At 36.1% G+C, this 19,163-nt stretch carries 15 protein-coding genes and 1 other RNA gene; 9 read left to right on the top strand and 7 right to left on the bottom strand.

Annotation, left to right across the window (positions count from 1 at the left end):
• Positions 1–75 precede the first annotated feature (75 nt).
• Positions 76–405: a thioesterase family protein gene (locus RLO81_RS05915; RefSeq protein ID WP_350108603.1), complete on the bottom strand. Its 330-nt coding sequence runs from the start codon at positions 403–405 to the stop codon at positions 76–78.
• A gap of 2 nt (positions 406–407) precedes the next feature.
• Complete coding sequence (gene tsaD, locus RLO81_RS05910) at positions 408–1,412, bottom strand: tRNA (adenosine(37)-N6)-threonylcarbamoyltransferase complex transferase subunit TsaD (RefSeq protein ID WP_350108601.1); 1,005 nt, start codon at positions 1,410–1,412, stop codon at positions 408–410.
• A gap of 10 nt (positions 1,413–1,422) precedes the next feature.
• On the opposite strand from tsaD, the gene RLO81_RS05905 reads away from it, so the two are divergent.
• From RLO81_RS05905 to RLO81_RS05885, 5 genes are all read left to right on the top strand, one after another.
• Positions 1,423–5,994 (top strand): translocation/assembly module TamB domain-containing protein, encoded by a 4,572-nt coding sequence (locus RLO81_RS05905; RefSeq protein WP_350108598.1) that lies wholly within the window; start codon positions 1,423–1,425, stop codon positions 5,992–5,994.
• Positions 5,981–6,850: a DUF2279 domain-containing protein gene (locus RLO81_RS05900; RefSeq protein WP_350108595.1), complete on the top strand. Its 870-nt coding sequence runs from the start codon at positions 5,981–5,983 to the stop codon at positions 6,848–6,850. The genes RLO81_RS05905 and RLO81_RS05900 overlap by 14 nt, the downstream gene beginning before the upstream one ends.
• Positions 6,851–6,894: 44 nt before the next feature.
• The gene (locus tag RLO81_RS05895; protein ID WP_350108592.1) at positions 6,895–7,293 is read left to right on the top strand and encodes a type III secretion system chaperone family protein; all 399 of its coding nucleotides are present in this window, start codon (positions 6,895–6,897) and stop codon (positions 7,291–7,293) included.
• A gap of 45 nt (positions 7,294–7,338) precedes the next feature.
• Positions 7,339–7,719, top strand: an RNA gene (gene rnpB / locus RLO81_RS05890) — RNase P RNA component class A.
• 19 nt (positions 7,720–7,738) lie between these two features.
• Positions 7,739–8,890: a sigma-54-dependent transcriptional regulator gene (locus tag RLO81_RS05885; RefSeq protein ID WP_350108590.1), complete on the top strand. Its 1,152-nt coding sequence runs from the start codon at positions 7,739–7,741 to the stop codon at positions 8,888–8,890.
• A gap of 20 nt (positions 8,891–8,910) precedes the next feature.
• On the opposite strand, the gene RLO81_RS05880 is transcribed toward RLO81_RS05885, so the two are convergent.
• On the bottom strand, positions 8,911–9,042 hold the full coding sequence (locus RLO81_RS05880) for a hypothetical protein (RefSeq protein ID WP_350108587.1): 132 nt from the start codon (positions 9,040–9,042) through the stop codon (positions 8,911–8,913).
• A gap of 98 nt (positions 9,043–9,140) precedes the next feature.
• A complete protein-coding gene (locus RLO81_RS05875; protein ID WP_350108584.1) occupies positions 9,141–10,124 on the bottom strand; it encodes a LuxE/PaaK family acyltransferase in 984 nt (327 codons plus the stop codon).
• A 28-nt stretch (positions 10,125–10,152) separates the two neighbouring features.
• On the opposite strand from RLO81_RS05875, the gene RLO81_RS05870 reads away from it, so the two are divergent.
• Entirely contained in the window at positions 10,153–10,929 is a 777-nt protein-coding gene (locus RLO81_RS05870) for a hypothetical protein (protein ID WP_350108581.1), read from the top strand.
• Here RLO81_RS05870 and RLO81_RS05865 read toward each other — a convergent pair.
• On the bottom strand, positions 10,926–13,331 hold the full coding sequence (locus tag RLO81_RS05865) for an alpha-ketoacid dehydrogenase subunit alpha/beta (protein ID WP_350108579.1): 2,406 nt from the start codon (positions 13,329–13,331) through the stop codon (positions 10,926–10,928). The two genes, RLO81_RS05870 and RLO81_RS05865, sit on opposite strands and share 4 nt — an antisense overlap.
• 311 nt (positions 13,332–13,642) lie before the next feature.
• Here RLO81_RS05865 and ald point away from each other — a divergent pair, with 311 nt between their 5' ends.
• Complete coding sequence (ald, locus tag RLO81_RS05860; protein WP_350108577.1) at positions 13,643–14,758, top strand: alanine dehydrogenase; 1,116 nt, start codon at positions 13,643–13,645, stop codon at positions 14,756–14,758.
• 40 nt (positions 14,759–14,798) lie between these two features.
• On the opposite strand, the gene RLO81_RS05855 is transcribed toward ald, so the two are convergent.
• Positions 14,799–15,248: a type I restriction enzyme HsdR N-terminal domain-containing protein gene (locus RLO81_RS05855; RefSeq protein ID WP_350108575.1), complete on the bottom strand. Its 450-nt coding sequence runs from the start codon at positions 15,246–15,248 to the stop codon at positions 14,799–14,801.
• Positions 15,249–15,279: 31 nt separating this feature from the next.
• Here RLO81_RS05855 and RLO81_RS05850 point away from each other — a divergent pair, with 31 nt between their 5' ends.
• Together RLO81_RS05850 and RLO81_RS05845 are read left to right on the top strand one after the other, a co-directional pair.
• Positions 15,280–16,050 (top strand): AMP nucleosidase, encoded by a 771-nt coding sequence (locus tag RLO81_RS05850; protein ID WP_350108573.1) that lies wholly within the window; start codon positions 15,280–15,282, stop codon positions 16,048–16,050.
• 10 nt (positions 16,051–16,060) lie between these two features.
• A complete protein-coding gene (locus tag RLO81_RS05845) occupies positions 16,061–17,851 on the top strand; it encodes an SLC13 family permease (RefSeq protein ID WP_350108569.1) in 1,791 nt (596 codons plus the stop codon).
• Here the strand turns inward: RLO81_RS05845 and RLO81_RS05840 are convergent.
• Positions 17,833–19,163: MFS transporter (locus RLO81_RS05840; protein ID WP_502880435.1), on the bottom strand; the 1,331-nt coding region annotated here is incomplete at its 5' end. The two genes, RLO81_RS05845 and RLO81_RS05840, sit on opposite strands and share 19 nt — an antisense overlap.

Genomic DNA, 19,163 nt, shown 5'->3' with positions numbered 1-19,163 from the left:
CGAGTTCGACCCCGACCTGACGCAGGACTTCGTCCGCGTGGGCGGGAAGGCCTCGTACTTCCTGGGCGACAACGCCTACGTCTTCGGCGGCGCGAGCATTACTCTTGCTATATAACTGCAAATCAACTCATTACCTATTACATTAATGGCTTTTGCAGTAATAGATATTACATCGCCTACTATGGCAGGTGCCAAATGCTCAATAGTTAATTTTGTTCCAATACCTTCCTCATCATCCAATTTATATTTCAGTACAAACTGGCGAGAAGACCATTCAATTTCTCGAGCTAAAACATAGGTAGAGCATACAGGATGAACATCATTCCCATCAAAATTTGGGACATCTGATGGCTTGACCTGATATTCTATTGTTGCCTTCTCCCCTATTTTTAATCCTTTAAGCATAGCTAAAATTTCATTCTTGGGTCGGGCGATGTAGTTAATGGCTCAAATTCACCTGCCAGATATTTGTAATGCGCGGCCATAGCAATCATCCCAGCATTATCTGTGCAGTACTCAAAATCAGGAATGTACACATTCCAGTGGTGTTCGTTCGCCAGTTCATCCAATCTCTTGCGTAAGCCGGAGTTGGCAGACACCCCGCCAGCTATGGTTACTTCTTTGATATTGAATTTATCAGAAGCCCTGATGAGCCTTTTTGTAAGCATATTTATCAAACACCTCTGCAAACTGGCGCAGATATCATTCATGTTCTTCTTCACAAAATCCTCATCTTCTTTGAGCCTGTCCCTTAAAAAATATAAAAATGAGGTTTTTATACCACTAAATGAGAAATCAAGCTCCGCTACGTCTGAATCTGGAAAATCAAAAGCTTGTGGGTTGCCATTCTTGGCATATTTATCAATTAATGGCCCTCCAGGGTATGGTAAATCCAACAATTTAGCTGACTTGTCAAAAGCCTCTCCTACAGCATCATCCTGAGTTTCACCAACAACCTCCATATCAAGGTAATCTTTTACCAAAACAATTTGTGTATGACCACCAGAAACCGTTAAACATAGGAATGGAAACATAGGTTTGGGATCATCGATAAAATGAGCCAAAATATGTGCCTGCATATGATTTACGCCAATCAATGGAATGCCGAGGCCTTGAGCTAGCGATTTAGCAAACGATGAACCTACCAACAAAGCTCCAAGCAGACCAGGGCCTTTCGTAAAAGCTATGGCATCTAATTCTTCCTTTTTCACACCACTGCCTTTCAAGGCTTCTTCAACCACCGGAACGATATTCATCTGATGTGCCCTGGACGCCAATTCCGGAACCACTCCCCCATAATTTTCGTGTACGGATTGCGTTGCTATTATATTATTAAGTACTTTGCCTTTTTTGATTATAGCAGCGGAAGTTTCGTCACATGATGATTCTATCGCAAGTATAGTGGGGTTCATTTTTTAAAATTTGGCGCAAGTTATCAAAAATCGATTTGTCAAGACAGTTTTATGGCTCGCCTTGTCTTTATTGCTACTTCTATTTGCCACGGCAGGAGCAATACAGTTCCCCTATGTGCAAACAAAACTCGTTAATTATTTAAATGAGAAAATTTCAGCAAAATTAGGCTATAATATTTCATTACAACACATATCTATTTGGTGGTTCGATAGCATTGATATTGAAAATGTAAAAGTTATAGATCCGGAAGGAAATATAATGATTAGTGCAGCCAAAATTGAATTGGATTTTGACCTTACAAATCTATTAGATAAAGAAAATCATCACTTAGATGATATTATCATAAACAAAGCAGATGTATACCTTACTAAGGTATTTACAGATAATGATACATTAACAACTCTAAATATTAATGACTTTATAAGAAAAGTGAAGGATGCCACACGGAAAGAAGGTGCTAAATCCAGAGTATATATTTCCTGTGATGACATCAATATTTTCAAATCTAAATTTCGATATAATGATCAGTTGAGGGACTCATTAAAAGATCGGTTTGATTATTATCATTTTGATATTGATAGTATAAATGGCCATTTCGAGAACATTTATACGGTTAGCGACACGTTCGGTTTAAAGGTAAATTCACTCAAAGCGTACAACAAAAACACCAAAATTAAGATCGATCAATTGAAATCATCTTTTGCAGTATCACAGAGCGCCATGCTTTTCGATGATCTGGAACTTAAAGTTGGTCAGAGTATTATAAAAGATTCTATCAGGTTTGATTATACAAGCACTGCTGACCTGAGTGACTTTAATAATAAAGTACTTATAAACGCTTCTTTAAATAACTCAATAATTCATACTAACGACCTATCTGATTTTGTTCCGCAACTCAGAAGTTTAAATGAAAAGTATACCGTTACCGGTAATTTTAATGGACTTGTGCGCTCATTTTTATTCAGTAATGCCTCCATTTCTTTTGGCAGTGGCACAACCATTCGAGGAAAAATTAGAATGACTGGCCTACCTGATTTTGATGAAACCTTTATCGATTTTGACCTTAACAATTCTTACATCACAACAAGTGATATTCAACCCTACTTAAAAGAAAAAACTTTCAAACGACTTCAGCCTTTAGAACATATAAGTTTTACAGCGGAATTTTTAGGTTTCCCGAGCGACTTTGTTGCCTTAGGCACCTTCTATACTCAATTTGGCAGAATAGATTCAGATATCAATTTAAAAATTTCTGAAGATATCAGTAAGTCATCTTATAGTGGTCGGTTATCAATGCAAAATTTTGACCTAGGGGGCTACTCGGGTAATGAACTTTTCGGGGCTTTATCAGTGAAGGGAAATATTAAGGGTTCCGGATTCACCATTGAAACCGCAGACTTCAAACTAAATGGGACTATTGAAACCGTTGGAATTAATAACTACGAGTATCAAAACATTGTCACGAATGCGCGATTTGCGAAAGAATTTTTCGAGGGTAGTTTAAATGTAGATGACCCCAACCTTAAACTGGATCTTACTGGTGCCATTGATTTAAGAGGCGGACTAAATTTCTTTAATATTAAAGCTAAAATTGATACAACAGATTTGCAAGCATTAAACCTAACTGACGAAGAAATGCTCATAAAAAGTGAAGCCGATGTAAATGCAAGAGGTTTAAAAATTGATGAGATCTTGGGGGCGGCAAACCTTGGTAAGACTTTCCTCAAGTACAGAAATAATTCAATACAGATAGATTCATTGTCACTCATATCTGATAGAGACGAAGAGCAAAGAATCATACTTTTAAAGACTAACTTGCTAAATGCTACTGCATCTGGCGAATTTGAAATTACACAGCTATACAAAAGCTTAAAAGATTTAATTAAAGAGTATCAACTAAGCCTGAAAAATAACAGTACTGAAATCAAGAAATACTATTTAGCCAAAAGTGTTAAAACCGATGATTATAATGTTGAATTTGACATCAATATAAAAAATTTAAACCCGCTTTTAGAGGTATTTGCTCCAGAAGTATACATATCTCCAACAACAAAACTGATTGGTAGTATTACAGGGGGGTATACTTCAATAATATCATTAGAATCACGAATTGATAGCCTTATAATAGGTAAGAACGTATTTGCAGAAAATGATTTACAAATTAACATCTCTAAAATCTCTGACAGTACCAATGTACTTGCCATGGTATATGCTGCTTCTGAAAAACAAGAGTTTTCGAAAGTGAAAAGTCAAAATATGATTTTTGAAGGAATATGGGATAACAGGCATATCGACTACGATTTTGAAATTGAACAAACAGATTATCCGAACAATGCGCTACTCACTGGTTCTGTAGATTTTTTGAAAGATTCCGTTGAATTTAGGTTTAGCCATGCCGACTTGAAAATTCTTGATGAAAATTGGAGTATAGAAAAGGATAATAAAATCACCATGTCAGGCAAGTCAATCTCCTTTCAAAACATTAAGTTATACAGCAAGAATCAAAGTGTTTCGTTAATCGGTAAAGTTGCAGAATCGCCAGACGCTTTGTTAGAACTAACCATAGATAGCCTTGAATTAGATAATCTGAATACAGTACTCAATAAAAATATAGATGGTAAAGTAAATGGATATGCCAGTATTAAAAATGTATATTCTGATTTATTAATTGATAATAACATAGTAATCGATGCATTAAAAATAGACGACTTTCTAGTTGGAAATGTTATTTCGCGAATTAACTGGGATAATATTAAAAAAGAAAGCCAGGTCCAATGCACATTAAACAGACTCGGGTATAAAATTTTGGATTTAAATGGGACTTATTCGCCAAACAATGTTACCCCTTTAAAACTAAAAGCTTATTTAAATAATACTGAACTTAAGATTATCGAACCCTTTCTTTCTGGTTTCTTCACAAACATCTCTGGTAAATTAAATGGCGAAGTATTGATTACAGGCACTCTAGAAAAACCCAATTTAAATGGTAACGGAACAATTGAGAATTCCCACTTGCATGTTAACTATTTAAATACCGATTATGATTTTAATGGTGAATTCTATCTTAGCTCAAATAAAATAGGATTTAGAAACATTAAATTAACTGATATTGAAGGGCAAAGTGGAAACCTGAATGGATACATAACACACGACTATTTTAAGAATATGTCTATATCAATGAATGCCGATTTTCAGGACTTTCAAGTGCTGAATACAACCAGCAAAGATAACAGCCTATTTTATGGAAATGGTGAAACTACAGGTACCATATCCTTCTACGGGCCACTCAACAATATGAACATAACGGCTAATGCACGCACAGAAAAAGGTACAAAAATATACATCCCCATTGGCGATACTGAAACCATAGAAAAAGAAGAGTATATCAATTTTGTTGATTTCGGTAAAGACCTTAACACACTGGTGCAAGAAGAAATTGAATCGATAGACTTAAGAGGTATTAAACTCGACTTTGATTTGGACATAACAAACGATGCCTATTGTGAAATTATATTCGACATAAAGTCCGGTGATATTATTCGAGGTAGAGGTAATGGTGATATTAAAATGGAAATAGACACCAAAGGAGAATTTAACATGTTTGGTGATTTTAACATTGAAGAAGGTGGGTATAATTTCACTCTTTATAACCTCATTAATAAGGAATTTGAAATTCTACCAGGAAGTAAAATATCCTGGTATGGCGATCCTTATCAAGGTATTTTAGATATTAATGCTACTTACAATCAATTGGCTTCTTTTCTACCATTATTATCCGACCAACAACTTGGTGGCGATACAGACCTAAATGATGTTATTGAATTAAGAAGGAAATATCCAGTGAATGTTCTCCTGGAGATTGATGGGGCTTTATTGTCGCCAAGTGTTGATTTTGATATTACAACGGGTACGCTACCAAGAAACATTCAGTTGCCTAATGGCGATCCTGTAGATTTAGAATTCGAGTTTTTAAAATTTAAAAATAGCATTGACGAACAAGAGTTAAAAAGACAAGTGTTTAGTTTAATTGTACTTAGAAAATTCTCTCCTCAGCAATCGTTTAATACAGGAGGATCTATCACGAGTAGTGTAAGTGAATTACTATCTAATCAACTCTCTTATTGGATTACCCAAGTAGATGAAAACCTGGAGATAGACGTTGACTTTGGAAAATTAGACCAGGAAGCATTCAACACATTTCAATTAAGATTATCCTATTCGTTTTTTGATGGCAGGCTTCGAGTAACCAGAGATGGTGGCTTTACCAATCAGGCAAATAAAGCTGATGTATCAAGTATAGCTGGAGACTGGACCGTGGAATATTTGCTTACTGAAAATGGGAAATTCAAAGTGAAGATGTACAATCGTACAAACTACAACCCCATTAACCCATCAGAACAAAATCAGAATACTGTTACTACAGGTTTTAGCTTAATACATACCCAAAGCTTTGATGAAATTAAAGACCTGTTTAAAAAGAGCCGTGAGAATGCCAGAGAAGAGAACGAAGAAGAGGAAAGTGAGGACGATACAGATATAAATGCCAAGGCCATTATTCCCGAAGAAGATGAGGCCGATTAAGCGCTATATTTTACTTGTAGTACTATCTCTTTCATTCAGCAAAACCTTTTCGCAGGATTCTACCAGAAATAGGCTTAAACCTCTACTCATTGCCAGTTCAGCAACATATGCCACAAGCTTAATATTATTAGATCAACTCTGGTATGCCGATTTTGAACGTGAGGGTTTTCATTTTTTTAACGATAATAAAGAATGGAAACAAGTAGATAAAGTAGGGCATTTCTATTCAGCATTTCACATAAGCAGTGCCTCTTACAAATTGCTTCGTTGGGCGTATCAGGAAGAAAATAAATCAGTTTTTTGGGGCAGCATTGCCAGTGTTATTGCCTTAACACCGATTGAAATATTTGACGGGTTTTCAGCGGAATATGGCGCTTCTTATGGCGATATTATTGCCAATACAGCGGGAGGTTTACTATTCTATGGACAGCAAAAAGCCTGGGGTGAAATTCGCATACATCCTAAATACTCTTTTAATAGAAGTGAATATGCCGAACTTAGACCTGAAATATTGGGTAAAAATCTTAACGAAGAGCTCTTGAAAGACTATAATGCCCAAACCTTCTGGCTTTCTGTGGATTTATCAAAATTCAATACTAAATTTCCAAAATGGCTAAATATTGCATTTGGCTACGGTGCCCAAGATATGGTTTTTGCCAACGATGAATCTAATAAATCAGCAGGATTTAATCCACAAAGACAGTTTTACCTTGGGTTGGATCTTGATTTAAATGAATATAAGACCAGGTCAAAAACACTAAATACCCTAATATATTTTGTGAATATGATTAAGATTCCGAGTCCAACATTGGAGCTGCGAGATGGTAAATTCTATTTTCATTCATTTTATTATTGAATCCAATTAATTAACTTACTTAATCAAACTAAAACCAACCAAAAATGGATCTTAATGCATTTATGGAGAGTTATGCCGATGAAATTGGCGGCACCTATTCCGAATACGATATTAGAACTTCAATAATTATTGTTCCACTACCTGATGAACGTTTTCAAACTGTATTAGGCAAGTTAAAGCATAGTCAGCGATATGATAGGCTTGGAATCGAATTTTCTTCCAAAGTATGTCAGTATGAAGATGGTTTAGATCTAAAATTATTACTTACAGAGAATGCGAATTTAAATCATGCCAAATTTGCTATCGTAGAGGATTTCATTCATGTGGAAGCTTCAAGCTTTGTTGAATCAGCTACAGAAGAAATACTTAAAGAAATAATTCAGGAAGTTGCAAATGTTGCTGATGAGTATGAATTTAAATTAACAGGGGCAGACGTTCACTAAAACTCAATTCGCAGCTTCATAACTAATTTTATTAATTACTTTTGCAAAGTAAGTCGTCTTGCCGTGTCCCGATACTATCGGGATAAGGAAAGTCCGGGCAACATAGAGCATCGTGCTTCCTAACAGGAAGGTGCTGATCTTTGCATCAGCAACAGAAAGTGCCACAGAAAATAAACTACCCATTCCCGATAGTTATCGGGAAGGGAAAAGGTGAAAAGGTGGGGTAAGAGCCCACCGGTTTGGTAGTGATGCCAGATGCGAGGTAAACCTCACGAGTTGAAAGACCAAATAAGCTGGTATTTGAGGGCTGCTCGTCCAAATCAGTGGGTAGGTCGTTTGACCCTGACGGTGACGTTAGGGCTAGATAAATGGCAAGAATCCGCCTTTTGGTGGATACAGAACCCGGCTTATAGACTTACATTTTTTATCATCATAACACGATCTAATGGCTAAAATTCTAATCATTGATGACGAGCAAAGCATCAGGAATACACTCAAAGAAATTTTAGAATACGAAAAATATACCATTGAAGAAGCCAAAGATGGCGAGGAAGGGCTAAAACTTCTGCTGAAAGAAAAATTTGATGTAGCGCTTTGCGATGTAAAGATGCCTAAAATGGATGGGTTAGAAGTTTTAGAAAAAGCCATTGAAGAAGGTATTGATACGCAATTTATCATGATATCTGCACACGGCACCATTGAAACAGCCGTAGAAGCCACTAAAAAAGGTGCCTATGATTTCATTCAGAAGCCACCAGATCTAAATAGATTATTAGTTACTATCCGAAACGCCATGGATAAGTCCACTTTAGTAAAAGAAACCAGAGTATTGAAGAAAAAGGTTTCTAAGGGTTCTATCATTGTGGGCGAGTCTAAACCCATTGCAGAGATAAAAGAAACAATTCAAAAAGTAGCGCCAACAGATGCAAGAGTACTTATAACTGGTGAGAACGGTACAGGGAAAGAATTGGTTGCAAGACAATTGCATGAGATGAGCGCTCGTTCTAAAGGCCCACTCATTGAAGTAAATTGCGCTGCCATACCTTCAGAGTTAATAGAAAGTGAACTCTTCGGTCATGAAAAAGGATCATTTACGTCTGCTGTAAAACAACGTATTGGTAAGTTCGAGTTGGCAAATGATGGTACCTTATTTTTAGATGAAATTGGTGATATGAGCCTTTCTGCTCAAGCAAAGGTTTTACGGGCACTACAGGAAAATAAGATTACCCGAGTAGGTGGCGACAAAGAAATAACAGTAAACGTTCGAGTGGTAGCAGCTACCAATAAAAATTTAAAAGAAGAGATTTCTAATAAGAATTTCAGAGAAGATTTATATCATCGCTTAAGTGTTATTCTTATCAAAGTTCCGCCTCTCAGAGCAAGATCGGAAGATATTCCTCTTCTTACTAATAAGTTCTTACAGGATATTGCGGCCGACTATGGCACAAAACCAAAAACCATTACCCCTAAAGCCGTTAATCTACTCCAAAGACTTGAATGGACCGGTAACATACGTGAATTACGAAATGTTGTCGAGCGTTTGATAATTATGGGAGGTGATGAAATTAGCGAACAAGATGTCACTAAAAATACGTAATAGGTAAAAAGGAAAGAGAATTAGATTCTTTCCTCTTCCAATGCCACTTCTTTCTTTTTTACATCCTTTTTAGAATAAGTCGAGCAGGTGTACTGCGTACAAGCAGACATTCCGAAAACTACTAAAAGGAACAAAGCAAATCTTAATTTCATCACGTAGTGGTTTTATTTTAAAGCCAAAAGATACCTTAAAAGTATTAAACAATAATCATTAAATCAAAAGAAAATGTAATTGATCACAAATATTTAATCTAAAACATCAAGTTACAGCCTCTTAATTCAGAGTTATCATAACGTCCTACTATTTCAAAAAATTCCCCGTTCATTCTCCCAATGTCCTGAGTTTCAATGAATGAGCAACTGTATAGGTTTACTAAATCAATAATATTAACGCCTCCTTGTCTTATCGAATTAGAAATGCTAAATGGATCATACATATCTCGCAATATAATTTTCATAGTACCAGCTGGTTTGTACAAACCGTTGCCTGATGAATAAGCCTGAGACAAAAGTTCTGTCATTCCATATTCCGAATAAACAGTAGAAACTTTAAAGGCCTTCTTTAATTGCTCATGCACCTCCATACGAGTAAGTTCTTTTCTTCTACCCTTCATTCCTCCGGTTTCCATCACAATATGGTTTTTTAAATTAATTTGATATCGATCAGCTAAATCAAGCAAGGCAAAAGTTACTCCAATCAATAGAATAGGTCTCCCCGAATGTTTAGCAGTTTTGATATCTTGTATTAATTTATCGTATTCATTGAGATAAAATCCTGAAATCCCTGACCTACTTGCCTCAATTAAAAATTTTACCATTTGCACTAGCGATGAATTGCCTCTTTCCAGGTAAGAAGGAAGTAGTGCCATAATATGATAATTAGAAGGGTCACCAAAAAAACTTTTGAAAATTTGCAGGGCATTTAATTTGTAGAAATCGACAGTCTTTACATGGTGTTTTGATGTAATTTGACCTGTAGTACCACTACTTTCAAAAATCGTTTCTTCTTTCCAAATGCCAGTCTTTATGGTATGATTCTTGAAAAACTGAATAGGAAGGAACGGTATTGACTCAATTCGGTTGATCTTATTAACATTTACACCGAGTGAAGAAATATATTGATGATAAATAGCGTTATTTTTGTATTGGTACTTAAAAACCTGAAGTGCCAATTTTTCGAATTCGTTATCAGAAGCCTGGATTAATTTTTGCTCAAAACTTTTATCAATGTCCAATCGTTGTGTACTTTAAGGCTGTGAATTTATGAAAAAGACTTTTTTTTATACCCTGTTTATTATTACGGTTGCTTCTTGTACCGAAGCCCCAGAATTTCCTAATACTCCAAAAATAGAATTTAATGACATTATTTTTAAGAATTTGGGTGATGATGCTGATAGCCTGATCGTGCTTGTTGATTTTGAAGATGGGGATGGGGATTTGGGTTTAGGATCTACAGAAATCACTGATGAGTTTAGTCAAAGGATTTACTTTAATAAAGCAAATGGACAACCAATTTTTTTACCTTCAAATGAAGATGAAATCACAGAACAGGAGCTAAATTTTTATTTAAACAATTTAATGATTTTTGCTGATAGGTCAGTAATTGACACTTTGCCCGATTATTTGGGCGACCCTATCTGTCTAAATTGGAACACAAATGAGATTGAATTATTAGTTAGGTTTAATGATCAGTCTAGGGCTAATGTCATACTAAAGGACACAGTTTATTTTCAATTCAATAATCGATATAATAATTTTCTAGTTGATTTCTACATCGATAATGGAGCTGGTTTTGAAGAATATGATTGGAGATTAGAATCGAATTGTATTGAGGGGTTTGACGGCCGATTTCCAATCTTAAATGAATCGGGTAAAGAAAAGGCTTTGGAGGGCACTATCCGTTATGGTATGACCTCATTCGGATTTGAACCTATATTAGGTGATAAGCAAATTAAACTTGCTATTACAATAATCGACAGGAGAGGTAACTATAGCAACAGAATAGAAACTCCTCCTTTTAGGTTATCAGAAATTGATTAATAGATATCCGGATAATTTTCCGGATCAGCCTCAGCGATAAGATCATACACCTTGTCAAATACTTCTTCAATATTCGGTTTGGAGAAGTAGTCACCATCAGATGAATAAGCTGGTCTATGCTCTTTTGCTGTAATTGTTGTTGGTTTCGAATCCAGATACTTATAGGCACCTTGCTCCTCCAACACTTTCTGTAAAATAAATGCAGAGGCACCACCTGGCACATCCTCGTCTGCTACTACCAATCGATTGGTTTTCTTAACAGATTCTACAATAGCGTGATTCAAATCAAAAGGAATTAATGATTGAGCATCTATCACCTCACAAGAAATGCCATACTTCTCTAATTGATCAGCGGCATCCATCACAATTCTGCACATAGAGCCATAAGTAACTATGGTTACATCAGTTCCTTCTTTCAACACCTCCACTTTACCGAGTGGAACAGTAAATTCACCTACATTGGATGGTATTTGCTCCTTCAAACGATAACCATTAAGACACTCGATAATTAGCGCAGGATCATCTGATTTAAGCATGGTATTATAAAAACCAGCTGCTTGCGTCATGTTTCTAGGAGTTAATACATATATGCCTCGTAAGCTATGCAGTATCATCCCCATCGGTGAACCTGAATGCCAAACACCTTCCAATCTATGACCTCTTGTCCTTATTATTAATGGCGCTTTCTGGCCACCCTTGGTTCTATATTGCAAGCATGCCAGGTCATCAGATAAAATCTGAATGGCATATAGGAGATAATCTAAGTATTGTATTTCAGCAATTGGTCTCAGCCCACGTAAAGCAGCACCAATTCCTTGACCTATAATTGTACACTCTCTAATTCCAGTGTCTGTTACTCTGTTAACACCATGCTTTTCCTGCAAGCCAGCAAATGCCTGATTCACATCACCTATTTTCCCTACATCCTCACCAAAAGCAAATACTTTTGGATCTCTTTTCAAGGCCTCATCAAAACAAGCCTGCAGCACTTCCCTCCCATCAACTTGTGATGCACCATCATCAAAAATGGCATCGATCACTTCTACGTTTAAAGCAGAGTTTTTGCTTGTGCTATATAATTTCGAATTATACTGATCGAAATAAGTTTCATCAGCGTTTTTAAGCCAATTAATTAAAGGTGTTTTAACAGATTTAGACTCCGTTCTTAAAACTCTTAGTGCTTTTTTAACTGCCCTGTAGCTATCAAGTTTAATCGGGTTCACCGTTTTCGACAACTCCTCTCTGATAGATTTCAGTTCATCTATGTTAGTATTTATTTTTTCTGACACCTCATCTAGAGACGCCAATGCTGCATCGAAATCTATCTTTAAAGATCCATTAAATGCCTTCCATGCTGCTTCTTTCGCTTCTTTCGCTGATTTTTTAGCCTCCCCTTCAATACCATCTAGTTCTTCAGCATCGGCTAAACCTTCATTTAATATCCACTTTCTGAATTGTAAATTACAGTCATATTCAGCTTCCCATTCTAGCCTTTCCTTAGATTTATACCTTTCGTGCGAACCTGAGGTAGAATGGCCCTGTGGCTGAGTTAGCTGTTGAACATGAACCAATGTGGGCACATGTTCTTCTCTTGAAATAGCTGCAGCCTTTTCATAGGTATCAATTAGTGCTTCATAATCCCAACCATTAACAGTAAAAATCTCATACCCGGCATGTTTTTTATCTCTTTTAAATCCATCCAAAACAGCTGATATGTTGCCCTTGGTTGTATGATATTCTTTAGGTACTGAAATACCATATTCATCATCCCACACAGAAACCAACATAGGCACTTGTAGTACGCCCGCAGCATTTATTGATTCATAAAACATTCCTTCTGAGGTTGAAGCGTTTCCAATGGTACCAAACGCCACTTCATTACCATTCACACTAAATCCTTTCACCTTCTTTAAGGCAGGCACTTCCCTGTATAATTTCGAGGCGTAGGCTAAGCCAACCAATCGCGGCATTTGAGAGGCAGTTGGAGATACATCAGAACTGCTATGCTTTTCTTTTGTCAAATCTTTCCAATCACCATTTTCATCTAACAATCTGGTTGCAAAATGGCCATTCATTAACCTCCCCGCTGATGATGGATCAGCAGCAACATCTGTATGTGCATACAGCTGTGCAAAGTATTCCTGAATTGATAATTGACCAATGGCAAACATAAAAGTCTGATCGCGATAATAGCCTGATCTAAAATCACCATTTTGAAAAACCTTCGCCATGGCAATTTGCGCAAGCTCTTTCCCGTCTCCGAAAATGCCAAATTTAGCTTTGCCCATAAATACCTCTTTTCTACCCAATAAACTAGCCTCTCTGCTTTCGCAGGCAAGTTTATAGTCGTTAAGTACTTCAGTGTTCTTCTTTGTTTTCCTGGTCAATTTTGTAGTATTCAAGATGTCAAAGTTTAGTGATGGATTCCCTGTAAAAATACCTTTGCAGGATTGCAAAATTAACTAAATGAGATAAGGTTTCAAATTAAGAATACTGCCATACGAATTGCGATGCAAAATCAATTGTAAAATTCAAAATCTTTATTCAATATATCGACTTATTTCAATATATTATTTTGCAATTTTTCATTATATAAAATTATATTTTTATTATGCCTTAACTGAATTACCGTTCATAAGATTATTTTGATTTTCAAGATTACATTTGTACCATGTTAGTATATTTGTGCACTTTTGATTCAAACGTTTGAAAAATGATTATAGGAGTACCAAAGGAAATAAAAAACAATGAAAACCGTGTGGCTCTTACGCCTGCGGGAGCTCAGGAGCTAGTTAAAAGAGGTCATGAAGTATTCATTCAGACTACTGCCGGTGAAGGTAGTGGTTTTATGGATGAGGAATACACAGAGGCTGGAGCCAAAATATTACCAACTATCGAAGCCACATATGAAAAGGCTGAAATGATAATGAAGGTAAAAGAACCGATAGAGCCTGAATACAAGCTTATTAAGAAAGATCAGTTGGTATTCACCTATTTTCACTTTGCTTCTTATGAGCCATTAACCAATGCCATGATTGACAGCAAAGCTATTTGCTTAGCTTATGAAACGGTAGAGAAAAGTGACAGGAGCCTTCCGCTATTGATTCCAATGTCTGAGGTTGCTGGAAGAATGTCGATACAGGAAGGTGCGAAATACTTGGAGAAACCGCTTAAAGGTAGAGGTATTTTACTAGGAGGAGTGCCAGGAGTAAGACCAGCCAAAGTTCTAATATTAGGTGGCGGTGTAGTTGGAACAAACGCTGCAAAAATGGCAGCTGGTATGGGTGCTGATGTTACCATTATGGATCTTAGCCTTCCAAGGTTAAGATACCTGGATGATATTATGCCGGCTAACGTAAATACATTCATGTCAAATGAATACAACATTCGTGAGCTAATATCAACACACGATTTAATTGTTGGTGCCGTGTTAATACCGGGTGCCAAAGCCCCAAATCTTATAACCAGGGATATGCTCAAAGAAATGAGACCTGGTACTGTTTTGGTAGACGTTGCAGTTGATCAGGGAGGTTGTATAGAAACTTGTGAGCCTACAACTCATGAAAACCCTACTTACATAATTGATGATGTAGTACACTATTGCGTGGCTAATATGCCTGGCGCTGTGCCTTACACTTCAACATTAGCCTTAACAAATGCCACTCTTCCGTATGCAATTCAATTGGCAAACAAAGGATGGAAAAAGGCCTGTCAGGAAAATAAAGAGTTGGAATTAGGACTAAATATCATAAATGGTGATGTTGTTTATAAAGCAGTAGCCGAAGCCTTCAACTTACCTTATACCGAAGTATCAAAATATCTTAATTGATAAATAGGGTTTTCAAAATATTAAAATACCTGGGGTTGGCTCAGGTATTTTTTTTGTACATAGGTATCTGATCAATGAATTTATAACCGGATTCATCATTAAATTGGCAGCAAAAATGGTTTATGCCATTGGTTAGTACTATATATTTTGCTTTAATGGTTTTATTGTACATTGTGAGTTGATCTAATGCCTTTTGATCCAGCTTTACCTTGTATGACTTACACTCAACAATCATAAAATGAGAGCCTTGATTATCAAAAACCTGAATATCGGATCTTTTATCCAAGCTATTATATTTTAAGCCGGTTTCTATCGTAATTAAAGACTTTGGAAAATTCTGCTGATTGATTAAAAAATGAATGAAATTTTGCCTTACCCATTCTTCCGGCAGAAGTATGACATATTTTTTTCGAATGATGTCAAAAACTTCTGTTTTACCTGCATTTTTTCTCAATTTGCAATCGAAATCAGGAAGGTTGAGTTTTATCATAATTCAAATAAACTTAAATTGAGTTAACATTATGAAAACTAAAAAGGAAATTATTGAAAACTGGCTTCCAAGATACACTGGCACGCCATTGGAAGTCTTTGGAAAATATATTCTACTCACTAATTTTTTCAACTATGTTGAAATGTTTGCAGAAGAATTCGGCTGTGAAATATATGGTAAAGGTAAGGCCATGCAAACCGCTACTGCAAATGATATCACCATCATAAATTTTGGTATGGGTAGTGCCATGGCTGCTACGGCCATGGATCTTATTGCTGCAGTAGAACCAAAGGCCTCATTATTTTTAGGTAAATGTGGTGGTATTAAAAAGAAAACTAAATTAGGGGATTTAATTTTACCAATAGCAGCTATTCGCGGTGAAGGAACCAGTGACGAATATATGCCCCAGGAAATTCCAGCCTTGCCCTCATTTAGTCTACAAAGAGCTGTTAGCTCAATGATTAAGAAACATCAATTAGATTACTGGACAGGTACAGTTTTTACAACCAACCGTAGGGTTTGGGAGCACGATAAAGAATTCAAGAAAAAACTAAGAAAAATGAGAGCCATGTGTGTTGATATGGAAACCGCAACCATATTTACTGTTGGCTTTGTTAATGAAATTCCTAGAGGTGCACTATTGCTTGTTTCAGATAATCCGATGATTCCTGACGGGGTTAAAACATCTGAAAGCGATGCAAGTGTAACCGCGAACTTTGTTAAAAATCATCTAACCATAGGAATAGATGCTCTAAAGGAGTTAATTAATTCAGGTGATTCTGTAAAGCATTTGAGATACTAATCTTTTGCCTTTGATACCAATTGAAAGTCAGCCGTATTTTGTGCTTGGGGTAATACTTTTACTCTTCACAGCACTATACTCAGAACTGACTAAGCCTGCAATTTCCTTTCTTTTTGCAGCATTGATACTCGTAATTGGCGGAGTAATAATACCGAAAGACATTATTGATGGGCTTGCGAATGAATCAATTGTGAGTATTGTCCTGCTCATTCTAATAACAGCAGGTTTTAGGTCTAATTTTAATATTGAAGGGCTGTTAGATTCAATATTCAAAAACGCCAAATCCTATCGACAATTTTTAGGTTTGATGATGGCTAAGGTGGCGATTCTTTCTTCATTCGTTAACAATACACCTGTTGTTGTTTTAATGACCCCTTATGTTTTTGAATGGGGCAAAAAAAACAAAATATCACCTTCCAAATTATTAATTCCATTAAGCTATGCCACAATTTTTGGTGGTATGATTACCATAATAGGTACTTCAACCACATTAGTTTTAAACGGGTTTTTAGCTAAAAATGGGTTAGTGACCATTAATTCTTTACATTTATTTTATATTGGCACCAGCATAACATTGGCGTGCATCGGCTTTATTTTATTAATAGGCAATAGACTTTTACCTTCTCGCCAGGATTTAATTGAAAAATTTGAGCTCTCTAAAAGAGAGTATTTAATAGAAAAACGCCTTAGCCATGATTCTGAACTCGTTGGTAAGACTGTTAAAGAGGGTGGACTAAGAAATCTTAAAGGTGTCTATTTAGTAGAGATTGTAAGAAATGATCAGATCATTTCGCCAGTAAATCCAAATGAAATAATAGAACATAAAGATATACTAATATTTGCAGGTAATACTGACACCATCATTGATTTGACTCTTTCCAATGTAGGTATTGAGTTGCCTTCAAATCTAGAACCTAGCAGTGGTAAAAACTTGCAAGTTGTTGAAGGCGTTATTAGTGCTAATAATAGTCTAATTGGAAAGACAGTAAAAGAATCAAATTTTAGAGAACGATATGATGCTGCTGTGGTAGCAATTCATAGAAACGGTGAACGTCTCAGTGGTAAAATTGGTCGTATTAGAATAAAAGCAGGTGATGTTTTACTAATGTACGTAGGCAAATCTTTTCAGGAAAAAGTGGATCTATTTAAAGACTTATACATTATTTCAGGAGATCTGAAAGAAATAAAAAAATCTGATAATAATGACACCCTAAAATTTATTGGAATCTTTGGTATTATTTTAACGCTACTTCTAACCCAATACTATAGTCTATTTACTTCGCTGTTAATTATTACCACCGTTATGGTAGGCATGAGGCTTATTACGTTACAGAATATTAAACGGGATCTTGACATAAATATGGTTATTATACTGATCTTGTCACTAGCCATTGGTCAGGCTATGATTAAATCTGGTGCAGGAAAAATGTTAGCACATCAGATTGTTGAACTGCTAATGCCCTATGGAAATATTGGCCTTTTAATAGGATTGATGCTGATAACCACAATGCTTACTTCCTTTATCACAAATGTTGGTGCCGTTGCTATCTCGTTCCCTTTAGCGTTGGGAATTACCCATGATTTGGGTGTTGATGGCGCACCCTTCTTTTTAGCAATAGCTTTTGCAGCTTCTGCGGCATTTATTACACCAATAGGTTATCAAACTAACCTGATAGTATATGGGCCTGGTGGCTATAATTTTAAAGATTTTTTAAAGATTGGCACCCCTGTAACATTGATCTATCTAACTATTGTAGTAACTGGAATTATTCTGCTCTACCCTCAGGTATTTCCTGTGTAAGGCTTTCTCTTTAAATGGTCCGGTAACTTAAGTAAAAGAAGGAATCCCATACCCACTAAAAAGAATAACATAAGTGCTAATGTACTATTTCTCATACTATTAGTAATTTGGTCAATCAGTCCATATGAAAAAGTTCCTACAACAATTGATAGGTTGTATGTCACATCATAAAAACTAAAATATGATGCGTGATCAATTGTATTTTCTGGGATAAGCTTAGCAAATGTAGACCTAGATAAAGACTGAATACCACCCATTACTAAGCCAACAACAAAAGCCAACAGATAGAATTCGTTAGCATTGTAAACAAAATATGCCCCAAGACAAACAAAAATCCATATAAACACCATTGTAAGTAATGAGAATTTATTTCCCTTAATGTTGGACAAGTGTGCAAAACCATAAGCCCCTGCAATAGCTACTATCTGTATTAATAACACAGTTATAATAAGCTGAGAAGATTCCAGTTCCAGCTCTTTGGCGCCAAATGTTGCTGCCAAATACATGACTGTCTGTACGCCCATATTATAAAAAAAGAAGGCCAGTAAAAATAATTTAGTCATCCTTTCTTCTTTAACGGCTCGCCAAACCTTTCTTAGTTCTTTGTATCCTTCTGTAAAAAGGTTAGTTCTTTCTTTTAGGTTGTAAACATTATCGGGAACCCTTAAGAAGGTGAGCTGTGAAAACCCAAGCCACCAGACTCCAACAGTTAGAAACGCAAATCGTGTAGCTATTCCTTTATCAGCAAATCCGAATACATCATACATCTCAATCATAACAAGATTGAGAATTAATAGTATTACGCTTCCTATATAGCCTAATGAATAGCCTTTGGCACTCACTTTATCGAATCGATCCTCGGAAGCAATTTCTGGCAGGAAAGCGTCATAAAAAACTAAACTTCCGGAATATCCCACACTGGCTAGTACCGAACAGATAATTGCCCATTCTATATTATCACCAGTAAAAAAATAAAGGCCAATACATGAAAAAGAGCCAATATAAACGAATATTTTCATGAAAAACTTCTTCTTACCCCCATAATCAGCAATGCCAGATAATATTGGAAGTATGGCTGCTACGAACAGGAAAGAGAAAGAGAGTGAATAAGAATATAATACCGAATTAGATACATTCCAACCAAAGAAATTCACTACGTCACTACCATCGCTGGAGGTGGTTACGGCATTATAATAAATAGGAAATATAGCCGATGTAATTACTAACGAATAGACTGAATTCGCCCAATCGTACATACACCATGCATTGATGGTTTTGGGATTATTTAATTCCATACTTAGTACCAAATAAA

The sequence above is a fragment of the Fulvivirga sp. genome, from assembly GCF_040220315.1.
In the GTDB taxonomy this organism is placed as follows: domain Bacteria; phylum Bacteroidota; class Bacteroidia; order Cytophagales; family Cyclobacteriaceae; genus Fulvivirga.
Note: the sequence above shows the minus strand (reverse complement) of the source record. Positions and strands in the feature narration are given on the sequence as shown.